The organism is Pedobacter nutrimenti (assembly GCF_032678445.1).
In the GTDB taxonomy this organism is placed as follows: Bacteria; Bacteroidota; Bacteroidia; order Sphingobacteriales; family Sphingobacteriaceae; genus Pedobacter; species Pedobacter nutrimenti_A.
This window is the reverse complement of the sequence record NZ_JAVTSQ010000007.1, coordinates 249,391-275,339: the sequence shown is the minus strand read 5'-3', so window position 1 is coordinate 275,339 and position 25,949 is coordinate 249,391. Positions and strand designations below refer to the sequence as shown.

16 protein-coding genes are annotated in these 25,949 nt (G+C 43.1%); 4 read left to right on the top strand and 12 right to left on the bottom strand.

The window, feature by feature from the left end:
- Window positions 1-48: 48 nt before the first annotated feature.
- The 3 genes from R2S08_RS14565 to R2S08_RS14555 are packed head-to-tail and all read left to right on the top strand — an operon-like array spanning window position 49 to window position 5,985.
- Window positions 49-3,534 (top strand): response regulator, encoded by a 3,486-nt coding sequence (locus tag R2S08_RS14565; RefSeq protein ID WP_316835854.1) that lies wholly within the window; start codon window positions 49-51, stop codon window positions 3,532-3,534.
- 1 nt (window position 3,535) lies between these two features.
- Entirely contained in the window at window positions 3,536-4,372 is an 837-nt protein-coding gene (locus R2S08_RS14560) for a protein-glutamate O-methyltransferase CheR (protein WP_316835853.1), read from the top strand.
- A 23-nt stretch (window positions 4,373-4,395) separates the two neighbouring features.
- Entirely contained in the window at window positions 4,396-5,985 is a 1,590-nt protein-coding gene (locus R2S08_RS14555; RefSeq protein WP_316835852.1) for a response regulator, read from the top strand.
- A gap of 91 nt (window positions 5,986-6,076) precedes the next feature.
- Here the strand turns inward: R2S08_RS14555 and pth are convergent, their stop codons facing one another.
- The 3 genes from pth to R2S08_RS14540 form a co-directional block, all read right to left on the bottom strand.
- Window positions 6,077-6,637, bottom strand: coding sequence for an aminoacyl-tRNA hydrolase (pth, locus tag R2S08_RS14550; RefSeq protein ID WP_316835851.1), 561 nt, complete (start codon window positions 6,635-6,637; stop codon window positions 6,077-6,079).
- Between the two features lie 607 nt (window positions 6,638-7,244).
- Window positions 7,245-7,823, bottom strand: a complete 579-nt coding sequence (locus tag R2S08_RS14545; RefSeq protein WP_133783211.1) for a 50S ribosomal protein L25/general stress protein Ctc — start codon at window positions 7,821-7,823, stop codon at window positions 7,245-7,247.
- 51 nt (window positions 7,824-7,874) lie between these two features.
- Window positions 7,875-8,816 (bottom strand): ribose-phosphate pyrophosphokinase, encoded by a 942-nt coding sequence (locus R2S08_RS14540; protein ID WP_316835850.1) that lies wholly within the window; start codon window positions 8,814-8,816, stop codon window positions 7,875-7,877.
- Between the two features lie 380 nt (window positions 8,817-9,196).
- Here R2S08_RS14540 and R2S08_RS14535 point away from each other — a divergent pair, with 380 nt between their 5' ends.
- The gene (locus R2S08_RS14535; RefSeq protein WP_316835849.1) at window positions 9,197-12,232 is read left to right on the top strand and encodes a protein O-mannosyl-transferase family; all 3,036 of its coding nucleotides are present in this window, start codon (window positions 9,197-9,199) and stop codon (window positions 12,230-12,232) included.
- A gap of 72 nt (window positions 12,233-12,304) precedes the next feature.
- Here the strand turns inward: R2S08_RS14535 and R2S08_RS14530 are convergent, their stop codons facing one another.
- The 9 genes from R2S08_RS14530 to R2S08_RS14490 all read right to left on the bottom strand — a co-directional run bounded on the left by R2S08_RS14530 (window position 12,305) and on the right by R2S08_RS14490 (window position 25,949).
- A complete protein-coding gene (locus R2S08_RS14530; RefSeq protein WP_133783217.1) occupies window positions 12,305-13,267 on the bottom strand; it encodes an acetyl-CoA carboxylase carboxyltransferase subunit alpha in 963 nt (320 codons plus the stop codon).
- A gap of 31 nt (window positions 13,268-13,298) precedes the next feature.
- The gene (locus R2S08_RS14525) at window positions 13,299-15,176 is read right to left on the bottom strand and encodes an alpha-amylase family glycosyl hydrolase (protein ID WP_316835848.1); all 1,878 of its coding nucleotides are present in this window, start codon (window positions 15,174-15,176) and stop codon (window positions 13,299-13,301) included.
- Window positions 15,177-15,180: 4 nt separating this feature from the next.
- Window positions 15,181-16,509 carry an MFS transporter gene (locus tag R2S08_RS14520; RefSeq protein ID WP_316835847.1) on the bottom strand — a complete coding sequence of 443 codons (1,329 nt, stop codon included), beginning with the start codon at window positions 16,507-16,509 and terminating at the stop codon, window positions 15,181-15,183.
- A gap of 9 nt (window positions 16,510-16,518) precedes the next feature.
- A complete protein-coding gene (locus R2S08_RS14515; protein ID WP_316835846.1) occupies window positions 16,519-18,306 on the bottom strand; it encodes an alpha-amylase family protein in 1,788 nt (595 codons plus the stop codon).
- Window positions 18,297-20,615 carry a glycoside hydrolase family 65 protein gene (locus R2S08_RS14510; RefSeq protein ID WP_316835845.1) on the bottom strand — a complete coding sequence of 773 codons (2,319 nt, stop codon included), beginning with the start codon at window positions 20,613-20,615 and terminating at the stop codon, window positions 18,297-18,299. Before R2S08_RS14510 ends, R2S08_RS14515 begins: the two co-directional genes overlap by 10 nt.
- A gap of 33 nt (window positions 20,616-20,648) precedes the next feature.
- Window positions 20,649-21,323, bottom strand: a complete 675-nt coding sequence (gene pgmB, locus R2S08_RS14505) for a beta-phosphoglucomutase (RefSeq protein ID WP_316835844.1) — start codon at window positions 21,321-21,323, stop codon at window positions 20,649-20,651.
- A gap of 10 nt (window positions 21,324-21,333) precedes the next feature.
- Window positions 21,334-23,187 (bottom strand): glycoside hydrolase family 13 protein, encoded by a 1,854-nt coding sequence (locus R2S08_RS14500; protein WP_316835843.1) that lies wholly within the window; start codon window positions 23,185-23,187, stop codon window positions 21,334-21,336.
- Window positions 23,188-23,306: 119 nt separating this feature from the next.
- Window positions 23,307-24,347, bottom strand: a complete 1,041-nt coding sequence (locus R2S08_RS14495) for a SusE domain-containing protein (RefSeq protein WP_133783231.1) — start codon at window positions 24,345-24,347, stop codon at window positions 23,307-23,309.
- An 18-nt stretch (window positions 24,348-24,365) separates the two neighbouring features.
- A complete protein-coding gene (locus tag R2S08_RS14490; protein ID WP_316835842.1) occupies window positions 24,366-25,949 on the bottom strand; it encodes a RagB/SusD family nutrient uptake outer membrane protein in 1,584 nt (527 codons plus the stop codon).

Sequence of the window (25,949 nt, the reverse complement as noted above, 5' to 3'; positions counted from 1 at the left end):
CTGGAGCCATGCTTCCTGAGATTATATAAAAGCCACATCTCAACAGATATGATCAAGTTATCATTTAAACAACAGGTACTTACGGGATTTGCTGTTTCCCTGCTATTTGTCCTCTTTTCTGCAGTCACGTCTTATCTAAGCATTGAATCTTTTGATAAGGACTCTAACTGGGAAAACCACACTTATGAAGTCATGCTGCTCACCCAGAAAGTTGATCTCCAAATGACTTCTGCCGAAAATGCATTGAAGGGTTATATCCTTACCGAAGATCAAATGTACATGCATACCTATACTGATAATCTGGGCAAAGTGGAAAGCAGCCTGCATGACCTGAAGAATATGGTTATTGACAACCCACTCCAGTCGCAACGTGTGGATTCGCTGGAATTATTTGCTCAGCAAAGGATGAGTACCATGAAAGAGATCCTTCAGGCCGAGCAGTCTGAAGGTAAGGAAACCGCTTATAAACTCTATTTGAGTGAAAAGGCAAAAATGAGAAGAGAAAACCTGACCAGATTAGGTGCTAAAATGATTCTTGAAGAAAGAGCCCTACTCAAAAAAAGGATCGATGCCACCATACAAAGCAAAACCAAAACCATTGCCATTGTTATTGGAAGTGCCCTGGTGATCTTCTGTCTGATCATGTTCCTGTTCACTTATATTCAAAGAACATTTGATCAGCAAAAGGAAACAGAGGATCAGATACGACAAAATAATGCGCAGCTGGAACAGCTTTCTATCGAAAATGAGCAGAAAAACTGGCTCCTTTCAGGCACAGCAGCAATTAACGAGGCCATGCGTGGCGAACAGGAAATGGAGGAACTCTCCACCAATATCATCACCGAAATTTGCAATTACCTTCAGGCACCCGTAGGTGCGGTCTTCTTAACCGATGAGAAAAGAAAAAATTTATCCCTTGCAGGTGGGTATGCCTATCAACGAAAAAAGGGCACTATCGAAAGCTATTATTTGGGAGAAGGCCTGGTGGGTCAGGCTGCACTGGAAAAGAAACGAAAACTCCTGACCAATGTTCCGGAGGATTATATGAAAATCATCTCTGGCCTTGGTCATACCCTTCCTAAATGCATATACCTGATTCCCATACTTTTTGAGGAGGAGACCATTGCAGTGATCGAAATTGGTCTGAAAGACAACCCTGATGAGACCACCACAAAATTTCTGGAAACCATCGCCGAAAGCATAGGTGTTGCCATCAACAGTGCCGCTGCAAGGATTCAGCTCAGAAATCTCTTTGAGCAAACCCAGCAACAGGCCGAAGAACTGGAAAGCCAGCAGGAAGAATTGCGTACCACCAACGAGGAACTGATCTATAAGTCCGACCAGCTGATGGCCTCTGAAGAGGAACTGCGTGTGCAGCAGGAAGAATTACGGCAAACCAATGCTGAACTGGAAGAAAAAGCACAGCAACTGGAAGAAAGGAATATCTCCGTTAACCAGGCCCGCGAAGCCATGAGCCTCAAAGCAGAAGAACTTGCGGTATCCAGTAAATATAAATCAGAATTCCTGGCCAATATGAGCCATGAACTAAGGACCCCGCTAAACAGCATTCTGATCCTGGCCAGGATCCTAAAGGAAAACAAGCCGGAAAACCTAACCGAAGACCAGATCAAATATGCTGGCGTGATCCACAATGCAGGTACAGACCTTCTTACCCTGATCAATGACATCCTGGATCTCTCTAAAATAGAGTCTGGTAAGATTGACCTGAATATTGAACCTGTAAGACCCCTGGAGCTTACCCAAAACATGGAATCTCTGTTCAATGAAGTTGCCCGCAGCAAGAAAATAGACTTTGAGACCATCAGAACAAATGACCTCCCTGAAAGGCTTCTTACAGATCTTTCCCGGGTAGAGCAAATCATTAAGAACCTCCTTTCCAATGCCTTTAAATTCACACCCGAGCTCGGTAAGATCACACTGGAACTGAGCCGCTCTTCCAGGGCTACAACTTATTTTTCAGAACAACTTAAACAAGCTAAAGAGGTGATTTCCATGCAAGTCCGTGACACCGGAATTGGCATCCCTGCGGAAAAACAAAAACTCATCTTTGAAGCCTTTCAACAGGCGGATGGATCCACGAGCAGGAAATACGGTGGTACCGGGCTGGGCTTATCCATCAGCAGAGAACTGGCAAATATCCTGGGCGGTGAGATTCAAATTGAAAGTAATCCGGGAAGCGGAAGTACTTTTACCTTATTCCTGCCTGCGGAATATACAACTGCTCATCAGGCCGGCGAAACTCAAACATCCGCAGTTCCAGCCGAGGCAGCATCAGCTTTAGCGGTGGTATCTGAAGTTAAACCAGGTGTACAAAAGAAAACAGATCATGTCCTGCTTATCGTAGAAGATGACCTTGTTTTTGCAGATGTGTTGAAAGATTATGCAAAAGAAAAAGGCTTCCAGCCCATACTTGCCCATAGCGGCGATATCGGACTGGAAATGGCATTCTCTGAATTACCAGATGCAATTGTACTGGACATCATGCTACCTGTAATGGACGGATGGACGATACTTAAAAAGCTAAAAGCAGACCCAAGGACTAAACATATTCCGGTGCATATGATGTCTGCCGGTGACGAAAAAACAGACAAAGCACGTAAAGAAGGCGCGATTGGCTTCCTGAAAAAGCCCATCGAAAAGGACCAGTTGGATACCGCCTTTAATCTGCTGATGAACAATACAGATCAGTATAATTTTAAAACCGTGTTGCTCATTGAAGACCAGGAACTGCAAAGTATGATTGTTAAAGAGGAGCTGGTCAGCAAAGGCATAGAAGTGGTCCAGGCCTTTACAGGACAGGAAGCACTGGATGTTCTAAAAACGACAGCTTTCGATTGCATCATCCTGGATCTGAATCTCCCCGATATTTCGGGCTTTGACCTGCTGGACCAGATCAAAACACAGCCAGCGCTGACCCATATTCCGGTGATCATTAATACAGCAATGGAACTGGACCAGGAAAAGATCTCCCATATTATGAAATATACGGAAGCCATGGTCCTGAAATCAACCAAATCAAACAACAGGCTGATAGACGAGGTGAGCTTGTTTATGAATAAGATCAGGAAAGAAGATGATCCAGCCCTGTTTAGTGTTGCTTCACAAGGAAAAGCGAAGAGTGTATCTACGATTGAAAAAGCCCTGAAGGATAAAACGGTCTTGATCACAGACGATGATATGCGAAACATCTTTGCCTTATCCAGCGCACTCCAAAGCTATGATCTCCAAATTGTGATTGCCAATAATGGCAGGGAAGCCCTCGAAAAACTGGAGGAGCATAAGGATATTGATCTGGTGCTCATGGACATCATGATGCCGGAAATGGATGGCTATGAGGCCATGCGAGCCATCCGGTTAAATAAGGGATTTTCTAAGGTACCTATCATTGCCCTGACCGCAAAAGCCATGAAGCAGGACAGAGAAAAATGTATCGAGGCCGGGGCCAACGATTATATTTCCAAACCAGTCGATATTGATCAATTGCTCTCCATGATGAGGGTATGGCTAAGCTAATATGAAACATAAAACAGAGCATCTACCCGAAACCATCAGTTATACTGAGCTGGCAGACTTGATTACCCTGGTTCACAAGATCCATGGTTTTGATTTCAGCAATTACTCCGGCGCCTCCCTGAAAAGAAGAGTAACCAGGATTATGCAGCTTCAGAATCTGAGCCTGTTTGACTTGCGTACTTTACTGACCAATGATGCAGACTACTTTGAATCCTTTTTAATCGAAGTAACCGTTAATGTAACCGAAATGTTCAGGGATCCTGCATTCTATACTTCAGTAAAAGAAAATATCTTACCCTATATCCGCTCCTATCAGCGCATAAAAGTCTGGAATGCAGGATGTTCTACAGGAGAAGAGCTGTATTCTTTTGCCATCTTATTTGCCGAAGAACAACTGTACGACCGGACTTTCTTTTATGGTACAGATATCAATTCTGAGGTGCTGGACTTTGCAAAGAACGGCATCTATGACCTGAAAAAGATGAAGCTCTACTCCGAGAACTATTTAAAGACGGGCACTTCACATACATTGTCTGATTATTATACCGCAAAATACGATGCAGCATCCATCCGGCATTCTCTCAAAAAGAACGTCCTGTTCTCGGCCCATAATCTGGCCTCCGACGGTGTCTTTAATGAGTTCCAGGTGATTTCCTGCCGCAATGTACTGATCTATTTCAATATGGACCTTCAAAAAAAGGTTATAGATCTTTTTTATAATAGTTTAGCTAATTTTGGCTTTCTGTGCCTGGGCTCCAAAGAAACACTCCGGAGTACTGAAATAGGAAGATTTAAAGTAATCGACAAGAAAAATAACATCTATCAAAAGACAGCCTAGCTGTACACTAAGAATAATAAGCAATGGAAAAGATTAACATTTTAATTGTTGATGACAGACCGGAAAACATCATTGCCCTGGAGGCCTTGCTGCAGAGAGACGATGTAAATGTAATCAGTACAACTTTGCCCAATGAGGCACTCCGATTGTCCTGGGAAATGGATATTTCCATCGCCTTGGTGGATGTTCAAATGCCGGAAATGGATGGCTTTGAATTGGTGGAGATCTTAAAAAGCAATCCCCGCACCAAGGACATCCTCATTATCTTCGTAACAGCCATTTCCACCGACACCAAATATGCGGTAAAAGGTCTGAATACAGGTGCCGTAGATTATTTGTACAAACCACTAAATCCCTTTGTTACCTCTGCAAAGGTAGATTCCTTTATACAGTTTGTACGCACACAGCGTGACATCAAAAAGAAAAATGAGGAACTGCAGGCTTATCAGAAAAAGCTGATCCAGGCAAAAGAAGAGGCTGAACAAGGCAAAAGGATTAAGGAAAACTTTCTGGCCAATATGAGTCACGAAATCCGTACCCCGATCAATGGAATCATCGGCATTGCAAACTTACTCCACAGCACCCCCCTTACGGAGGAACAAAAAGAAATGGTTAGTTTACTGGAAATCTCCTCTAATTCCTTGCTTGGAGTGATCAATGATATTCTGGATCTTTCGAAAATAGAGGCTGGTAAGTTTAAGATCAACCGGGCAGAAACAGACCTGATCAAAAATTGCAACTCTGTGATTAACCTCCTGCGGATACATGCCAAAGAAAAGGACCTTGAACTGCTGACCGAGTATGATGAGCAAATACCGGCACTGGTCATGGCAGATTCACTGCGTTTGAATCAAATCCTGATGAACCTGATTGCCAATGCGATTAAATTTACACAGAAAGGTACGGTTACACTTAAAGTAAAAGTACTCGATAGTAAAGGAAATAATCTCCAGATTGAGTTTTCTGTAACCGACACCGGCATTGGTATAGCTGCAGAAAATATCGAAAAGATCTTTGAAACTTTTGAGCAGGCCGATGAACAGACCACCATCAAATTTGGAGGTACAGGACTAGGGCTTTCCATTGTAAAAAATCTGGCCAAATTAAAGGGCGGTATCCTAAACGTAAAAAGTGAAGAACAAAAAGGCAGTACTTTCTGCTTTACAAACTGGTATGAAGTCGTGAGCAACGAAAAACATGAAGAAACTCCCGGAAGCGGCAAGCTGGCACCTTTCGAGAATGTAAAGATCCTCATCGCCGAGGACAACTCAATTAACGCCTTTCTGATCAAAAAGATCCTGAAGGACTGGAACATTCAGTTTGATTTGGTCGAAAATGGCAAAGAGTCCCTTGAAAAGCTAAAAGAGAATGATTATGACCTTATTTTAATGGATACTTTTATGCCCGTTATGAACGGATTGGAAGCCATTAAACTTATTCGGGAAGGCTATGCACCCGGTAAGGAGAATATTCCTGTGATTACCTTTTCTGCAGCAGTCATGGACGATGATAAAAAGACGGCCATAAGTGCCGGAGCCAATGATGTGATCAGCAAGCCCTTTGAACAGGATGTTCTTCACAAAAAAATTGCCTTTTATACCCGGAAGAAGTAAAATATCCTCAGGCAGGCTTCCGATCTACTGTTGGAGATAAAATCAAACATCGATCAAAGGTCTGCCTGAGTACAGAAGTTCAGGTTTCTTTCTATTTATTAAATGCGGTCATGGTCTGTGCAGGACCTATAGTGACCAGACTTTTGATCAGTTCGACGCTTTTGTCAATCAATGCCGGCAATTCCGGCAGTTCATCTTTGTCAAACGGTGCAAGTACATAGTCAATTTGCCGTCCCTTGGAGAAGTTGTCATCAATCCCAAACCGCAAACGGGGATAATTCTGTCCGCCACAGATATCTTCTATGTTCTGCAATCCGTTATGCCCAGCACTGCTTCCTTTTAATTTCAGCCTCAGCTTACCAAATGGAATAGCCAGGTCATCTACCAGAACAAGAATGTTTTCCAATGGGATCTTTAGCTCATGCATCCAGTAATTCACTGCTTTACCGCTTAAGTTCATAAAAGTAGTTGGCTTAATCACATGGATTTTCCTCCCTTTAAAAGAGCATTCGGCGTAATAGGCCAGGCGCATATTGGAAAAACTACCTCCCAATTCTTTCACGAGTTCATCTGCAATATCAAATCCTATATTATGTCTTGTATGGGCGTATTCAGGGCCTATATTCCCTAAACCTACGATCAGGTATTTCATTTAGCGTATTGTTTTATTTTTAACTGCAAGACGTCATTTGCCTGTAGTGACAACCTGTCAAATTCAGTCGTCAAACAACAACCGGCTGGTGCAGTTTTCGCACAAATGTAAAGATTTATGGGATGTAAGCTAGTTGAAAAATCAAATTACTCTTCGAAGACTGGACTCCTTGCCCCGCTGCGCTCTTGTGGCAAGGCGCCCTGAGGTCTTCTCGGAGTAATATTGATTTTTATATGGCGCTTAGCTGGGGGGAGAATCTGGGCATGGCGCAGAATAGTTTATGGAAATAGGTTAAATACAGGAGTAAAAAAAACTAACACATCGAGCCTGAAAGTGGAAAAAGGAATAGAAATATTTAAATTGAATAAAACACATTACAAGTCTGCGCCATGCCCGGATTCTCCCCCCAGCTAAGCGCCCAGAAAAAAAAGGCATTGTACTTCGGGGGCCTCAGGGCGCCTTGCCACAAGAGCGCAGCGGGGCAAGGAGTCCAGACCCCGAAGTACAATGCCTTTTTTCTACAAGATTTGCCCCTCTCCAAACTTTTATAAACAAAAAAAGCAGCACCGAGTTAACGATGCTGCTTTTCCATGCTGAAAGCTCAGGACTATTTTTTACCTGCTTGCTGTTCTGCTTGTTTCAATGCTCTAGACATTCCAACAGAAACGATAGTATCTTCTGGAGTGTTAGTTACAGTGTAAGCACCTTTTGCAAGGTCACGTACGCGGAACAAGTTACCAACTTCTAATTTAGCAATGCTTACTTCAACAGCCTGAGGCATGTCTTTAGGCAAAGATCTAACACGAAGTTTACGTAATTTCTGAACCATTTTACCACCCATTTTAACACCTGGAGAAGTACCGGTTAATTTAACAGGGATTTCCATTAAGATTTCTTTGTCATCAAATAACTGAAGAAAATCTACGTGTAACAATTGGTCAGTAACCGGGTGAAATTGTAATTCTTTGATGATAGCGTTGGTTTTTTTACCGTTGATATCGATCGATACAAAGTTAGCCTCAGGCGTATAAATAGCATCCTTTAACTCTGTAGTTACCACAGCAAAGTGTGATTGTTCGTTGCCACCATACAATACTGCAGGAACCTTACCTTCGTAACGAAGCTCCTTAGCATCGCGTTTCCCTACGTTCTCTCTTGGAGAACCGCTAATTGCGATTGTTTTCATCTTTTATATATTTATTTATTAGTAATCAACCCTTACAGGCCTTTAATTGTATTAAACTTTAAACAAGTCACTGATTGAGCCATGTTCATTCACATTGGCAATTGCCTTAGCAAATAATTCAGCGGTACTCAGCACCTTAATTTTATCACTCGATCTTTTCAACGGGATTGTATCCGTAACGATCAGCTCGGCCAACATAGAATTTTCAACTGTCTCTATCGCTTTACCAGACAAAACCGGATGCGTACAAACCGCTCTTACACTTCTTGCACCTTTCTCCATAATTAAAGCCGCAGCTTTAGATAAAGTACCTGCAGTATCACAGATGTCATCAATTAAAACAATATCCTGATCCTTCACATCACCAATAATCGACATGGATTCAATCTCATTTGCTCTTTTACGGCGTTTGTCACAAATCACAACCTCCGCATTAAAGAACTTGGCAAAAGTACGGGCACGATAAGAGCCACCCATATCCGGTGAAGCAATCGTCAGATTCTCCAGTCCAAGACTTTTAATATAAGGAACAAAGATTACGGATCCATCCAGGTGATCTACCGGGATATCAAAGAAGCCCTGAATCTGGGCAGCATGAAGATCCATGGTCATGATGCGGTGAATACCTGCTGATTTTAACAGGTTAGCCACTAATTTTGCACCAATAGCCACACGCGGCTTGTCTTTTCTGTCCTGTCTGGCCAAACCATAATAAGGAACAACTGCAGTGATATAATGGGCAGAAGCACGCTTCGCCGCATCAATCATCAGTAAAAGTTCCATTAAATTATCATTAGGCTGATAAGTAGAAGCGATAATGAACACATCACAACCGCGGACAGTTTCGTCGTAAGAAGGTTGAAATTCGCCATCACTGAACCTGTTTAACGTGACGTCACCTAGGGGCTTGCCGTAAGATTCGGCAATTTTTAGTGCTAATTCCTTTGTGCCCGTTCCGGCAAAAAGTTTAACTGGGTTAAATTGCAATGGCATGATTGATCGGTATCAATGCTGGTTAAAAAAAATCGGATTGCGGTTTTAGTCACAATCCGAATATTGTTTTGTTGTCCGACCTGGATTCGAACCAAGACAAACGGTACCAAAAACCGTTGTACTACCCTTATACTATCGGACAATCTTCCATTTAAAAGGCTTGCTTCGAAATGGAATGCAAATCTACGCACATTTTTCAAACTTGCAAACACAAACTGAAAAAAAATCTATTTTTTTCTTCTTCCCCCTCTTTTCAAATGATTTACATTTTGGGACTATGGTTAATTTTTGTTAAACTCGTCCTATCATTGTACGATTATCAATCTTATTCTTTATTTTCGGCAGCATTTTTATAGCCCACAATTATCTATTCAAATAAAATGAATTATTCAAAAATTAATAACCTTACAGGCTGGTTCTGTTTTCTGGTTGCCACAGTATCTTATATTTTAACCCTGGAGCCATCTGTAAGTTTTTGGGATTGCGGCGAGTTTATTGCCTCTGCATTAAAGATGCAGGTGGTACACCAGCCCGGCGCACCTTTATTTTTAATGATCCAACGCTTCTTCTCTTTATTTGCAGCGGGTGATCTGACCAAAATCGCTTATTTCATGAACGTAGGTTCTGCTGTTGCCAGTGGGGCCACCATTCTGTTCCTGTTCTGGACCATTACAGCCCTGGCCAAAAAGCTGGTGCTTAAACCTGGTGAAGAACTCACCTCTTCAAAACTGATTGCCATTATGGGATCTGGTGTAGTTGGAGCCCTGGCTTATACTTACACAGACAGTTTCTGGTTTTCAGCAGTAGAATCGGAGGTATATGCCTTATCTTCCCTGTTTACCGCCATCGTGTTCTGGGGCATCCTGAAATGGGAAGCACATGCAGATGAGCCAAGAGCAGACAGATGGTTGTTGTTCATTGCCTATATCATGGGACTTTCCATTGGTATCCACCTTTTAAACTTACTGACCATCCCTGCGATGGCCTTTGTATATTATTTCAAGAAAACACCAAAACCAACCAATATAGGTATACTAAAAACTTTCTTTGTTGGAATCCTGATCCTCGCATTTGTACAATATGGTATTATACAATATGTCGTATCATTTGGTGCTTACTTCGATCTTTTCTTTGTCAACACTTTAGGTTTGGGCTTCGGAACCGGAGTTCTTTTCTTTGCCATACTCCTCATCGGAGGTTTGGTATTGGGTATCCGTTACTCTATTAAACACCAGAAAAAAGTATTAAACCTGGCCTTGTTGTCCACTGCACTGATCATCTTCGGATATGGTTCTTTTGCCATGATCATCATCCGCGCAAAAGCAAATGTGAACCTGAACAACAGTGATCCGGACAATGCCTTCTCTTTTCTGGGCTATCTGAACAGGGAACAATACGGAGACCGTCCTTTGCTTTTTGGTCCGAACTACAATTCACAGAAAGTAAACCTGACAGAAGGAAAAACGCTCTATAGAAAAGGAGCAGACAAGTACGAAGTAGCTGGAAAGAAAACAGACTATGAATATGACAAAGTAACACCTTTCCCAAGGATGTACAGTGACGACGACAGACACGTTGCCTACTATAAAGATATGATGGGATTCGACGATACCCATTTCCCAAGTTTATTTGACAACATCGGCTTCCTGTTCAAATACCAGATCGGTAACATGTATATGCGTTACTTTATGTGGAATTTTGTTGGCCGCCAGAATGACGACCAGGGACAGGGAAGTTTGTATGAAGGACAATGGCTGAGTGGAATTAAACCAATCGATGCCATGATGCTGGGTAACCAGAGCCACCTCCCTCCTTCTATTGTAGACAGCAATGCCTACAACAGATTTTTCTTCCTGCCTTTAATTCTGGGATTGATTGGTGCTGTATGGCATTTCAAACGCAACCAGAAAGATGCAGGTATCGTAGGATTACTCTTCTTCTTTACCGGTATTGCCATTGTATTGTATTTAAACCAGAAGCCATTGGAGCCGAGGGAAAGGGATTATGCCTACGCGGGCTCCTTCTATGCCTTTGCCATCTGGATAGGACTCGGTGTACTTGCCCTGCAAGACTGGTTATTTAAAAAGATCACCCCTAAAAACGGTGCTATTGCCGCAACAGCAATTGGATTGCTTTGTGCCCCGGTGATTATGGCCGAACAGGGATGGGATGACCACAACCGTTCTACTAAAATGGTGGCCCATGATATTGCTGTAGATTACCTGCAGTCCTGCGCACCTAATGCGATCCTCTTTACCTATGGTGATAATGACACCTATCCATTATGGTATGCACAGGAAGTAGAAAACATCCGGCCGGACATCCGCCTGGTCAACCTGAGCTTATTTGATACAGACTGGTACATCAACGGAATGAGACGCAAGCAAAACGAATCTGCGCCACTTCCGATCACGATGAAAGAATCTCAGTATGTTCAGGGGGTTAGAGATGTAATGTATTATCAGGATGCCAATATTGCTGGCCCGGTTGAATTGAAAGATATCGTAGACATCCTGTTATCTGATAATGATGAAGACAAAGTTCCTCTTCAAAACGGAACAAAAGAGAACTTCATCCCAACCAAAAACTTCAAATTAACAGTAAATCCTGCAGAGGTGATCAGCACCGGTACAGTAGGCGCAGCAGAGGCCGGTAAAATTGTGCCTGCCCTGGAATGGAAATACAACAAAGGCTATGTAACCAAAGGTACACTGGCCATGTTTGATATTCTTGCACACAACCAGTGGAAAAGACCTATCTATTTTGCGAGCACCGTACCTTCAGAGCAGTTCAATGGTTTAGATAACTACTTATATACTGAAGGATTGGCTATGCGTCTATTACCTCTGAAAGCAGACAGTGCCGCTTCCAGCAGACAAGATCTGGTCAACACACCGATATTGTACAACAACATCATGAACAAATTCAAATGGGGTAACATTAAAACCGCTACCTACCTGGATCAGCAATCTTCCGATGACGTATCCATCTTCGCCAATCTGTTCAATACTTCAGTATCCAGCCTGATCAAAGAAGGCAAAATCGACGAAGCTAAAAAGATCGTGGAGAAATATTACCAGGTGATGCCTGATAGATTTTATGGTATGCGTTCTATGATGGGTACTTATTTTATGGCAGAGAACCTGTATATACTGGGTGAAACCGCAAGAGCAAATGCCCTGATTGAAAAATCAGCAACCTATATACAAAAAGAACTTACCTATCTTGCAGACGTATCTGAAAGCAAGAGCAGGTTTGTTGGAGGTCAGAACGTACAACTGGGCATGTCCTTCCTGAATCAAATGGCACATACTGCCGAGCAGCATAAACAAACAAAACTGAGCCAGAACCTGAAAAACCAATTCAGTGCACTGGAATCCAGATTCGCACCATTCTTTCCCCAGGGCGGCAATTAAGCCCCGGGGGCTTTAAAAAAGAAAGGGCTGCAATCATAAATTGCAGCCCTTTCTTTTTGTAGTCGTATTTTTTTATTCAGTAACTACGCCCATTGCGCAGAACTTATCTATTCTTTCTGTAATCAGTTTATCTGTATTTTTCTTACCCAGTTCTTTCAGGTCTTTTAAGATCTGTTCTTTAAGGGTTACCCCCATCTGTTCCGGATCCTGGTGTGCACCACCCAATGGCTCTTTAACAACACCATCAATCAGCTTATTGCTGTACATATCGGAAGAGGTCAGCTTTAAGCATTCTGCTGCACGCTCCTTGTAATCCCAGCTTCTCCAAAGGATAGATGAACAAGATTCAGGAGAGATCACCGAATACCAGGTATGCTCCAGCATATACACCCGGTCTCCAATCCCAATACCCAGAGCACCTCCGGATGCACCTTCACCCACAATAAAGCAAATGATCGGTACGCGAAGCACAGACATCTCCAGCAGGTTTCTTGCAATGGCTTCCCCTTGTCCGCGCTCTTCGGCTTCAAGACCAGGATAAGCACCCATGGTATCAATAAAGGAAATTACAGGCTTGTTGAACTTTTCTGCAAGTTTCATCAAGCGCAATGCCTTTCTGTATCCTTCAGGATTGGCCATTCCAAAATTACGGAATTGGCGTTCCTTGGTGTTCTTCCCTTTCTGATGACCAATGATCATCACCGTTTGTCCGTTAATGGTCGCAAAGCCACCAATGATCGCTTTATCATCTTTAACGGTTCTGTCTCCGTGGAGTTCGATGAAATCATCACAGATCATTCCGATGTAGTCCAGCGTCTGAGGCCTTTCTGCATGACGGGACAATTGAACTTCCTGCCAGCCGGTCAGGTTGCGGTAAGTCGCTTCCCTGGTTTCCGCCAGTTTTCCTTCAAGTTCTGTTAAGGTAGCAGACATATCTACTTTGGTTTTATCAGCAACCTGTTTTACCTTCTCAATTTGCTGAAGCAGTTCAGCAATAGGTTTTTCAAAATCAAATGACGTTTTTATCTGTTCCATAAGTGGGCGGTAAAAATAGAGAAAAAAATCCTTAATTACTCAAAGCACTTTTACTAAAAATATGATACTCTCCCGGAGCAAGTGTTTTTGTATAGGTATTGCTGCTGAAATTTACCGGACTGCTGCTGCCTGTTTCATACCAGTTTCCGGAAGTTCCCATATCTACACTGGCCGCCCGGGCCACCACATCAAAGTTCCCCACCACCACTACGGTATTGGTCGCATCTGTCAATTTAATATACTTTACAGCCCCGGATAAGTTATAGCTGGCATTAGGGGAACTGAAAATACTATTCTTCTTTTTCATTTGAATGAATGCAGCATAAGCATTATATAAAGTCTTGCGCTTTGGATCATCCGTATACTCCCAGTGAATCGGTTTATTCCCCGTACGACCATTAAAATCAATGGAAACATCATAGCCCAGTTCTTCAAACTGCCAGAGCATTTTCGGCCCCGGCACCGAAAACAGGAATGCCGCGGCCATTTCCTCCCTTTTTAAAGCTGTACCCAAATCCTGTACATTATAGCTTCCCGAAGCATTTCCATAAGTAATATTCTTAAACATGGTCCGTTCCTCGTCATGGCTTTCTATAAAATTGACCAGGTTTTCTGACTTCGCAAAGCCATGTTTGGCAAAAAAGGCCCAGGAAAAATCAGAATTGCCCAGCCAGCCCATTGTAGCTTCATTGACATTATAATTGAGGTTGTTCCAGAGCATCATTCCCTCACCTGCCAAAACAGTCTCTTCAGATGCATCAGCAAAGTGTTCCAGGATCACATAAAAATTGTTGGGATCTATACTTTTGATATAAGTATTGTATTCTTTCCAAATCGCAATCCGGCTCGCATCATAAGCACTAAAAGAAGCATCGTCTGTAGAGATTTTCTGTGTAAAACCCTTAGACAGATCAAATCTGAAGCCGTCAATTTTATATTCCTGCATCCAGAACTTCACCACATTTTTCACAAAAGTTTTAGTTGCCGCTTTCTCATGGTTAAAATCGAAACCCACATTATAAGGATGCGTGGCATCTACATTAAACCAGGGGCTGTTGGCCGCAGGTTTACCATTTTCAAAATACAGCTGTACCATTGGCGACTGCCCAAAAGAATGGTTCAGAACCATGTCCAGGATAACGGCAATACCATGTCCGTGGCATTCATCAATAAAATTCTGCAAGGCAGTTTTCGTACCGTAGTACTTATCTGGTGCAAAATAGAAAGAAGGGTTATAGCCCCAGCTCAGGTTTCCCTCAAATTCATTAACCGGCATCAACTCTATAGCATTGATGCCCAGGGAAGCCAGGTAATTCAGCTTTTGTAAAGTAGATGCATAATTATGCTCTGCCGTAAAATCCCGTACCAGCAATTCATACACCACAAGGTTGTCTTTTGCAGGCCGCGTAAAAGCGGTTGTGTTTTTCCAGGTGTACACTGGCGGATTGCCCTGCATGACACTCACTATGCCTGTTGTTTTACCTGCCGGGTAAGCTCTTAAACCGGGATAGGTCTTACTGTCTATATAACTATCGTTATCCGGATCCAATACCTTCTGACAATAAGGGTCTGCTACTTTTAAAGTTCCATCCACCAGGAACTGATAGGCATATTCGGTATTGGGATCCAGTCCGTCTATCTGTACCCACCAGGTATTGCCATCTGCTGTATTCTTCATAGCCGTACCCTGCCAGTTGTTAAAATCACCCATCAAAGACACCGATTTTTTAAGCGGTGCATACAGGGTTACAATCGCCGACTTGCCATTATTAATAAAAGCTACACCATCTTTTGCAGCCGAAGGAAGGCCGGTGTCTACTGGTGTAACCGGATCTGTACCCGGGTTACTTTTTTTGCATGCCAAGGCCAATACCGATAAAATCAGTACCATAAACAAAGTTGTCTTCATTAGATTATAGTTTAGGTTTTTCTCTTACAAAAACATAACAGATCACAGCAGCAACGATCATCAGCACTCCACCTATCTGTACCGCCAAAAGACGGTCATTGTGCAGTACCTCACGCATCAGCCAGCCAAATCCAAGGGAAGCAATGATCTCTGGTAATACAATAAAGAAATTGAAGATCCCCATATAGATCCCAATCTTGTTCTTTGGCAGCGACCCGCTGAGCATAGCATAAGGCATAGACAAGATACTTGCCCAGGCAATCCCGACACCGGTCATACACAGGTACAGCATATTTTTATCATGTACCCAGGCCACACTGATCAGGCCCATCGCCCCACAGAGAAGACAAAGGGCATGTGTGGTTTTCCGTCCGAGTTTATCAGCAATCTTTGGCAGAACCAGCGCAAACAGAAAGGTAACTACGCTGTAATAAGCTAATGTCAGGCTCCCGAAATCTGCACCATGTGCATAAACCGGGTCACTCGCATCTTTCCCGCCAAATACATTGACCGCAACAGCCGTGGTATAATAAAACCACATCAGAAACAAACCTGGCCAGGTAAAGAACTGTACCAGCGACACAATCTGCATCCGCTTTGGCATATTTAATAAAGAATGCCAGATGTCTTTTGCCCCGGCACCAAAACCCTTATTGCTTTCCAATACTTTCTCTTTATAATCTACATCAGCAGGCGGGTATTCTTTGGTTGTAAATACCGTATACAACACCGAAGCCAGAAAAAAGAAAGCACCGATGTAAAAAGAGACCTTCACATTTTCAGGGATACTGCCCTGTTCTGCCGTATTGGTTAGATGAAATATATTATTCATGAGCCATGGCAATGCCGAAGCAATACTCCCCCCCAGCCCAATCATCATGCTCTGCATAATAAAACCTCTGTTCACCTGCGAATCCGGAAGTTTATCCGTTACAAAAGCACGGAAAGGCTCCATAGCTACATTTCCCGCAACATCCAGAATCCAAAGCAATCCCGCAGCCATCCATAAGGCACTGCTGTGTGGCATAAATACCAGGGCAATGGAACTGATAATTGCCCCTGCCATAAAATAAGGACGTCTTCTTCCCCATCTGGGGTGCCAGGTCCTGTCGCTTAAATAACCAATCACCGGTTGTACCAGCAGACCCGTTAGCGGTGCTGCAAGGAACAACAAAGGTACCTGATCCGGGTTAGCCCCCAGATTTTCGTAAATCCGTCCCATATTGGCCCGCTGCAAGTCCCAGCCAAACTGGATACCGAAGAAGCCGATACTCATGTTCACAATTTGTACCAGGCTCAGTTTTGGATTTTCGGTGATGGTTTTTATGTTCATTTCTATGGTTTAAAATTCTATAATCTGTGCCGATACCGGCCCTACTTTCACCTGGATCGAATTTCCGGATACTGGCGCAACAACCTGCCCACTGAACAGGTCCTTTGTTGCTAAAACGGGCTTTTTATTCAAAATATCCTGCGGGATATCAATACGCGTTTCCAGGTTTTGCGTTCTGTCAAAATTGACCAGGACCAATAAACGCTGCTTATCAGTATACCGAATATATCCATACATTCTGTTATTTCCATTTCCGTTCAGCTGAACTTCATAAAAACCTCCCTTGGATATGGCTTCTGAACCGGTACTGACTTGCATCAATTTCTGGTAAAATGCCCGCAGCTTTACTTGTTCTGCATTCAGTAATCCCCCATCAAACGCCCCCTGGTTCATCCATTTCTGGTGTTCCGGTACGCCCCAGTAGTCAAAAATCGTTGTGCGGTTATCATCTCCGCCAAAACCCTCTTTACCTTTTCCGGGCTCTCCCACTTCCTGCCCAAAGTAGAGCATCACAGGTCCTCCGCTTAAAGTTGCAGAAACGACCATCGCCGGTAGTGCATATTCTGGTTGTCCGGCAAAACCTGCCGAAGCAATCCGTTCTTCATCATGATTTTCCAGGAAACGGAGCATCCGGTTTTCATAAGCCGCATTACCCAATGTACGCGCAGCAGGAATAACAGAAACATCCGCTGAAGACTCATTCCTGATCAGTTTTTTTAATCCATCATATAAACCCACCTTATCATACAGGTAATCAAATTTTCCTTCATTAAAATAGGTTTCATAGGTTTTCGGATCATAGGCCTCTCCAATAAATACAATTTGAGGATAAACCTTCTTTACTTCAGGAATCACCCAACTCCAGAAAGCAACCGGCACCATCTCAGCCATATCGCACCTGAAACCATCCACACCCTTGGCTGCCCAATACAAGAGGATCGCCCTCATTTTTGTCCACACCGGTGGCAAGGGAGAAAAATAGGCTTTCATTCCATCCTGATAATCTACCCCGTAATTCAATTTCACGGTTTCATACCAGTCATCTGCCTTCGGCGATGCAGAAAACACATTGTTTCCCGTCGCTTTCGCAGGGTCTTCTTTAAATTTATGGTCCATCAGAGGACTTAATGCTGTCGTTATGGTATCTGCCGATGCCGGAACCACCAAAGCTTGCCCTGGGATATAGTAAAAATCGTTGGCTGCACTAAAAGCTTTCCTTACATCATCATAAGCCCCAAAATCTATAGCTCCGGTTGGTTTAACATTAGAATGGTAGCGGCGCGCCACGTGATTAGGAACAAAGTCAATGATCACCTTTAAGCCCTGCTGATGTGTCCTTTTCACCAAAGCCTCAAATTCTTTCATCCGGTTCTTAACGTCTCTGGCCAGATCAGGATCTACATCATAATAATCCCGGATGGCATAAGGCGAACCGGCACGCCCCTTCACGACATCCGCATCATCTGGCTGAATACCAAAAGCACTATAATCGGTCAAACTCGCATGGGCAATCACGCCTGTGTACCATACATAATTTACCTCAAGCTCTTTAATTCCCGTTAAAGCTTTATCATTAATGTCATCAAATTTACCGCTACCGTTTTGCGCAATTGTTCCATAGGGAACATTGGCTGTGCTCGTATTACCAAACAAACGCGGCAACAATTGATAGATGACTATTTTCTTCTGATCCATATGCACATTTCCGGGCTTGTCTGTTTTTTGCGCAAAGGAAGCCCTTGCTGTCCCAGACAAAACCAATATCACTATAATTAAGTTTTTAAGGATTACACGCATAATTCATACGTCATTGTTTTCTCGCCCTGCGGAATCTGATATACCTGGTCGAACACCATCACTTCTATGGTTTTTGCCGAGGCATTTGTAATGCTGATCTTTCCAGCTTCAATATTCACTTTCAGGGTTGTTCCACGGAAATTTACTGTAAATGCAAAAGATTTCCATTGCTTGGGCACAAAAGGATGGAACCGAAGCTGATTGTTTCTTACCCGCATTCCTGCAAAACCTTCCACAATACTCATCCAGGTACCTGCCATAGAAGTAATGTGCAACCCATCCTCCGTATCATTATTGTAATCGTCCAGATCCAGGCGTGCCGTACGCAGGTAAAACTCATATGCTTTTTCCTCATCGTTTAACTTCGCCGCCAGAATACTGTGTACACATGGTGATAAAGAACTCTCATGCACCGTCCTGGATTCATAGAATTTAAAATTCCTGCGCAAAGTATCCAGGTCATAATTGTCTTCAAAGAAATACATACCTTGTAATACATCGGCCTGTTTAATAAAGACAGATCTGAGTATCCTGTCCCAGCTCCATTTCTGGTTTAAAGGACGTTCTCTTGCAGGCAACTCACTCACCAGGATCTGTTCTTTATCCATATAGCCATCCTGCTGCAGGAAAACCTTTTCTTTTTCATCATATGGAAAGTACATCTGATCGGCTACTTCCTTCCAGCCTGCAAATTCAACTTCCTGCTGCAAACTGGTTTTGGCCGCAATCCGCCGGTAATCTGCCGGTGAAGCTGTTTCCACGATCTTTGCCGCTTCTATAGCATAATTTAAACACCATGCCGCCAGCGTATTCGTATACCAATTGTTATTAATGTTGTTTTCGTATTCATTTGGTCCGGTTACTCCAAGCATCACATACTTGTTCTTATCTGTACTCCAGTTTACCCTCTGCTTCCAGAAACGGGCAATGCCGATCAGCACTTCCAGTCCATATTCCTGCAGATACGCCTCATCACCGGTATGGCGCACATAGTTAAAAACAGCAAATGCAATAGCCCCGTTCCTGTGGATCTCCTCAAAAGTGATCTCCCATTCGTTATGGCATTCTTCGCCATTCATGGTCACCATTGGATACAAAGCCGCCCCATGGCTAAAGCCCAGCTTCTCTGCATTTTCAATGGCCTTGCCCAAATGCTTATATCTATAGACCAGAAGGTTTTTAGCCACCTCTGCCGGTGCAGTAGAAAGATAAAAAGGAATACAATAGGCTTCTGTGTCCCAATAGGTAGAACCTCCGTATTTCTCTCCCGTAAAGCCTTTAGGGCCGATATTGAGTCTGGCGTCTTTACCTGTATAAGTTTGGTTGAGTTGGAAAATATTGAAACGGATGGCCTGCTGAGCAGCCACATCACCTTCAATCAGGATGTCACTTTCTTCCCATTTTGCTGCCCACGCTGCAGCCTGATCGGCCAGCAACTGCTCAAAACCCTTTTGAGATGCCCTGGCAATGGCCTTTGCACTCTCTGCCCGAAGTGCTTCTTTGGCATAGTTCATGGAAGATAGGTTGGCCGCTATTTTATAGATGTCGATACAATCCTGCGCTTTCACTTCAACACTCACCACGCAAGACAAATATTTATCATTTACAGCTTCTCCTGCTTTCAAGTTCAGCTGGGTATGATTTTTCAAGACCGAAGTTTGTACTGCAGTACATACCTCAAAAGCTGTTTTTTTTGTGCGCAGCGTTAAGAAAGAAGTATCTCCTTCATTTGCTCCATGCACCAGGTCCCAGAATTTTTCTTCATAATTGGAGTCCTGGTTTTTTACATCTCCATCTGTAAAAGAAGTAATCTTCAATGTACCTTCAAAGTTCAAAGGAATGATCTGGTAATGCAAGGCTGCAATTTCATCATCCGCAATGCTGCAGAAGCGTTTAGAGCGAATCTCCAGTTTTTTCCCGCCGGCCAGCTCGGCAATAAAAGTGCGTTCCAGGTATCCCTCCTTCATGTTCAGCAAACGTTTAAAGCCGCTTACTTTACACAAGTTCAAGTCCAAAGCTTCTCCATCTATATTAACGTTTATTCCTATCCAGTTGGCTGCATTTAATACTTTTGCAAAATAGTCCGGATAGCCATTTTTCCACCAGCCCACACGTGTTTTATCTGGATAGTAGACCCCTGCAACATAATTTCCCTGCAAGGTCTCTCCGCTATACTGCTCTTCAAAATTGGCCCGCTGCCCCATCCGGCCGTTGCCAATACTAAAAATACTTTCTGATATCTTATTTAAATGAGGATCAAAACCTTCCTCTATGATGTTCCACTCTTCTGGCTTTATATAATTCTTCATCTTTATGCTTATTTAAACCTGCTGAACAGGATCTTATCTTTTTACAAGGGAAATAATTTCTTTCACACTGATCTGCGAAAGGTCTTTAACATACAAGTCTGCCCCTTTGAGGTTTTCTTCTGCCCCAACGCCTACAGATTTCATATGCCCAGCCAGTGCAGCATCTATACCAGCCTGTGCATCCTCAAAAACCACACAGTTCTCTGCAGGTACGTCAAGCAGTTCTGCGCCTTTCACAAAAACTTCAGGATCGGGTTTAGATTTAGAGACCACATTTCCATCTACAATGGCATCAAAAAAATGAGTAAGCTGTGTTCTTTCCAGGATGGTAGAAGAATTTTTGCTTGCAGAGCCCAGGGCAATCTTGATCCCTTCGGCACGTAAATTTTCCAGCAGATCTATCGATCCCGGCAGTACCTCTGCCGCTGTCATTTTATTGATCATGGCCACGTACCACTCGTTCTTTTGTGCAGCCAGTACTTCTTTCTCCTCTTCTGTTTTCTCTACACCTCCCCAGTCCAGGATCATCTCCAGGGAACGCATCCGGTTTACACCTTTCAGGTGCTCATTTTGTGCCTCTGTGAAATCAAAGCCAAGCCTATTGGCCAACTGTTTCCAGGCTTGATAATGGTAAACTGCGGTGTCCACCAGCACGCCATCTAGATCAAAAAGGCAAGCGATTTGTTTTTCAGGTAAATTGTTTTGCATTGCAGGGCTTTTATTGTAATTCCAGTACCAATGATGATTTAGCAGGCACGCTTAGGGTTTGAATTGAACTGATGTTTTCTCCGCTCACCACGTTATGGGCAGTATTTGCACCCTTCATCCGCTCGCTGAATCTTCCGGTATTCAATTGTTTCGCTTTATCTTCTGTATTGATGATCACCATAACGGTTTTTGCTGCCCTGTTCGGGTCGCTGTACCTGAAGTAAACGTAAATTCCATCCTCAGGAACATATTGCATCATCTTTCCTGTTTGCAATGCCTCACTGTTTTTTCGGAAATTGGCCAGTTTACTGAAGTAATTGAAAGCTTCATTCTCTTTCTCCGTACGCCCGGCAGGCTTAAACTTATCCGTTTTATCACCTTTCCAGCCTCCTGGAAAATCAGACCGTACCAGGCCATCCGGGTTCGAATAATTCTTCATCAGGATCTCGGTACCATAATATACCTGTGGTATACCACGCATGGTAAAGATCAATGCCAGTCCAGCTTTATATTTATCAAAATCTTCGTTCACCATAGAGTAAAAACGGCTCATATCGTGGTTATCCATAAATACCACATTCCGGGTCGGGTCCTGATACAGGAAGTCAAGAGAAAGTGTAGCATATAGGCGATAGATGCCATCAGTCCAGCCTGATTTACCATTTAAGGCTTCATAAACTGCATCCTTAACTACGGCATCTGTAATACCCGGCAAATGGGTATCGAAGCCCCTATTTACCGTGTTTCCACCAGTAAAAAAAGCCTGGCTGGCCACAGAGTTCACCAATGTCTCTCCAAAAACAGACAGATTAGGAAATTCTGCTTTTAACTTTTGCGCCCAGTCGGCCATGTATTCCGGATCATTATAAGGATAAGTATCCAGTCTTAAACCATCTATACCGGCGTACTCTATCCACCAGATGTGGTTCTGATTTAAGTAATTCTGTACATAAGGATTTCTTTGGTTCAAATCAGGCATAGAAGGCACAAACCAGCCATCCAGCATTTTTTTACGGTCGGCTTCAGAAGCATGGATATCCATAACCGGCTGGTCGCGATAGCTGGTTTGGGTATAAACAGGCCACTGGTTTACCCAATCTTTCATCGGCATGTCCTTAAACAGATAATGACCTGTTCCGATGTGATTGTGTACAATATCTTTGATGACCTTTAAGCCCTTTTCATGAGCTTTATCCACATAAGTTTTATACAACTCATTGCTGCCGTAACGGGGGTCAATCTTATAATGATCTGTAGCTGCATAACCATGGTAAGAAGCATTGGCCATGTCATTTTCAATTTCCGGGGTCATCCAGATGGTGGTTACACCCAGGTTTTTTAAATAATCCAGGTGATCGATCACGCCCTGGATATCTCCACCATGGCGGTAATACATAGAATCCCGGTTAAGGGTAGTTTCCTGCAGTCCTTTCACCACATCATTTTTAGGGTCACCATTAGCAAAACGGTCTGGCATCAGCAAATAGATCAGGTCTTTGCTGGTTACCCCCTGTACCCTTCCTGCACTTTGATCTTTGTTCTTCAGTTCATAGATGTACTGTTGTTTTTTCTTTCCATTTTGCACAAATACAATTGGAAACTTACCTGCTTTGGCTTCCGGGCTAATCTCCAGATCCAGGAACAGGTAGTTTGGATTTTCTACTTTATGCACCTCTGCCAGTTTAACACCAGAATAATTCAGCTGGACACCAAGTGAAGCAATCTGCTCTCCATGAACCAGCAGCTGAAGCTTAGGATTGTTCATACCAACCCACCAGAACATCGGTTCTATACGCTCCAGCTTCTGGGCATGGGCCCACAAATTTAAAACCGTTAATAAAAATAAAAGGGATAATTTCTTCATCTGATATTCGGATTATTGTAATTTAAATTGGGGATCTGCAGAGGGTCTTCAGGTGAGAATGACCGGTAAAAGATTTTTAAATTCCCTGGCAAATGATCATTTGCCAGGGAATTGGGTAATTAGTTGTTTTTCACCATTGTTGCCGTAGCACTAACTGGTTTTCCGTCAGTTCCGTAAACAGGAGTGAAAGTAATTGTATAATTTCCGCTGGCTGAAACCGGGAGGTTATTAGGAGAATTAGCGACCAGGGCCGCAATGGTTCCACCAAAATTGAAATCCCATTTATGTCCCATTCTGATTTTAAACTCCCCGGCAACCAGATTAAGGGTAATTTTGTAGGCTCCTTTTCCGTCATTGATGAATTTCATATCTGTATCGGCATCCCAACCCAGAGGTGTTGCACTACCAATAATAGCCCATACATTGCCATCAGCAATCGTCCAGGTCTTTTTGTTCATATCCACAGTCACCAATCTTGATCCTGCTACACCTGCATTTAAATTACCTCCAGAAGTACTCAAAGTACCGCCACCACCATCACCATAAGAAACATCCCAGGTTTTAGCTGGTGTGATTTTGAACTCAAATTGTCCAGCCGGATAATTTATGATACCAGTATAGATACCATTGCTGGTTAAAGAAACCAAACTATCTGCAGTTGCAGGATTCCAACCTTGATAAGCACCTGGAGCATAGATCCAGGCCGAGGCCAGATAAGGCGTAGCCGTAATGGTAATCACATTGGAATAAGTCACCGCATTTGGTGCAGGAGCAGATTTTAATCTGACATCAACCTGCCCGGAAACCCCGATTTTTAAACCTAATGCAAGTAACATGGTGTTAAAATCGTTAACTGTTGGAGAATAAGTTGTAGTTGTAGCTACGATCTCTTTGGTTACCGCAAAGCCTGTACCTGCCAGTGCAAATTGCAAGGTAGAAGTTACCGGAATTTGATAACCTGTAACCGTAGGTGCAGGAAAAGTCAGTGTAAGCGCCGGTTTTGTGGCATTTGCCTGAACTAAATTCAAACTTGTTGCAGATGCAGTAAGCGCACCTGCCGGACTCACATTAGACACTGTCTTTGTTTCATCCTTTTTACAAGACCATAATCCAATCGTTAATAAAACAAGGGAAATGGATTTTAAAAAAATTGATTTCATATTTTATCGATTGAATAATTAATAACCTGTGTTTTGAACCAGATTCGGATTTGCGATCAGATCAGCTGCTGGAATCGGGTATAAGTTACGGTAAGCAGGAAGGCCTGCTCCAGATTTCGTACCCCCTTTAAATGGCCATAAATAACTCGCATCGGTAAATTTACCATAGCGAACCAGGTCAGTACGACGATGTCCCTCCCAGTACAATTCTCTTGCACGCTCATCTAAGAAAAAGTCAACTGTCAAAGCAGATACATTTCCTGAAGCATTACCATAAGCACGTTGGCGCAAATTGTTCACATAAGTTAATGCCTGAGCCTGGCTGCCACCAGAACCACCACGCATCACCGCCTCACCATAGATCAGGTATTGCTCTGCCAAACGGAACAAAGGAAAATCCAATGAACTAAACGTTCCATTTAGGGATGGCGGTGTTACCCCGGTTGAGGTTACATTTTTGAATTTGGTTACCCGCAAACCATCTGTGAACACCGAAATATCATCTACTGTACTTTTTGTTCCGAAGAAAACACCACGTTTATCTGCTGTACCATTTGGATCAGGAAATAATGCAGGCAAATTCTGACGGGTACGATTACCACCCCAGCCACCTGAAGGAACCCCGAAAGATGCAGGACTCATATCTGCATTGATCGCTGCATTAATTAAAAATGTTGTTCCACCGTAATTGGTTCCACGTACACCATCATAATTAATAGTCAGGATCGTTTCATTATTGTTAACATTATTATCTGCCAGAAACAGGTCTTTATAATTTGCTTTTAATGCATAACCTGCACCTATTACTTTACTGGAATAAGTAATTGCCTCAGTATATTTTGCAGTTCCGGTATAGACCTGAGCATTCAGATATAATCTGGCCAGTAAAGCCCAGTCTGCACCTTTATCTGCACGTCCATATTCATTACTCCTTGGATCTGCAAGATCACCCTCAATGGCTTTAAGCTCAGATTCTACATAAGAAAACAGCGCAGCTCTGGTGGTTTGTTTTGGCGGTGTTTTTCCAATCGGGTCATTCTCTGTTACAAAAGGTGGATTACCAAAACCATCCATCAATACCCAGTATTGGAATGCCCGAAGGAATCTTGCTTCCGCACGATAACGTTGCACATTGGTCGCATCGGATCCAGTAATGTTACGGCTGGCCAATTTATCCGGGGTACTTTCACGTAAATACTCATTGCAGAATGTAATTTGAAGAATAGCTTTGGAGTACAAGCCACGAAGGAATTGGTTATCTGCATTCCAGGTAGAATTGTCCAGTTCAGGAATCCCAGTATCACCCCAGGCACAAACCGCCTCATCAGTAGTCAGCTCCTGCGATGTCCAGAACAACCTCAGAAAGTCTGCAAAACCTGAGTTTAACCCACCTATGTCACTTTGATCAGAACCGCCAGGACTGGTTAATCCATATGTTGCATAAAGCTTAACCAGCTCTGCTTTGTATCCTGCCGGAGTAGCATAAGCTACATCGGCGGTAACATCGTTGGTCGGCTTCAAATTTAAATCACTCTTTTTACATGCATTTAACGACAATAGTAAAATGCCTGATGCCAATATTATTTTAATGGAATTTTTCAT

Coding starts and splice junctions, on each gene's coding strand:
- R2S08_RS14530 (WP_133783217.1), bottom strand. CDS start 13,267: ATGGAACAGATAAAAACGTCATTTGATTTTGAAAAACCTATTGCTGAA.
- R2S08_RS14495 (WP_133783231.1), bottom strand. CDS start 24,347: ATGAAATCAATTTTTTTAAAATCCATTTCCCTTGTTTTATTAACGATT.
- R2S08_RS14560 (WP_316835853.1), top strand. CDS start 3,536: ATGAAACATAAAACAGAGCATCTACCCGAAACCATCAGTTATACTGAG.
- R2S08_RS14520 (WP_316835847.1), bottom strand. CDS start 16,509: ATGAACATAAAAACCATCACCGAAAATCCAAAACTGAGCCTGGTACAA.
- R2S08_RS14515 (WP_316835846.1), bottom strand. CDS start 18,306: ATGCGTGTAATCCTTAAAAACTTAATTATAGTGATATTGGTTTTGTCT.
- R2S08_RS14490 (WP_316835842.1), bottom strand. CDS start 25,949: ATGAAAAATTCCATTAAAATAATATTGGCATCAGGCATTTTACTATTG.
- R2S08_RS14540 (WP_316835850.1), bottom strand. CDS start 8,816: ATGCCATTGCAATTTAACCCAGTTAAACTTTTTGCCGGAACGGGCACA.
- R2S08_RS14535 (WP_316835849.1), top strand. CDS start 9,197: ATGAATTATTCAAAAATTAATAACCTTACAGGCTGGTTCTGTTTTCTG.
- R2S08_RS14545 (WP_133783211.1), bottom strand. CDS start 7,823: ATGAAAACAATCGCAATTAGCGGTTCTCCAAGAGAGAACGTAGGGAAA.
- pgmB (WP_316835844.1), bottom strand. CDS start 21,323: ATGCAAAACAATTTACCTGAAAAACAAATCGCTTGCCTTTTTGATCTA.
- pth (WP_316835851.1), bottom strand. CDS start 6,637: ATGAAATACCTGATCGTAGGTTTAGGGAATATAGGCCCTGAATACGCC.
- R2S08_RS14555 (WP_316835852.1), top strand. CDS start 4,396: ATGGAAAAGATTAACATTTTAATTGTTGATGACAGACCGGAAAACATC.
- R2S08_RS14510 (WP_316835845.1), bottom strand. CDS start 20,615: ATGAAGAATTATATAAAGCCAGAAGAGTGGAACATCATAGAGGAAGGT.
- R2S08_RS14525 (WP_316835848.1), bottom strand. CDS start 15,176: ATGAAGACAACTTTGTTTATGGTACTGATTTTATCGGTATTGGCCTTG.
- R2S08_RS14500 (WP_316835843.1), bottom strand. CDS start 23,187: ATGAAGAAATTATCCCTTTTATTTTTATTAACGGTTTTAAATTTGTGG.
- R2S08_RS14565 (WP_316835854.1), top strand. CDS start 49: ATGATCAAGTTATCATTTAAACAACAGGTACTTACGGGATTTGCTGTT.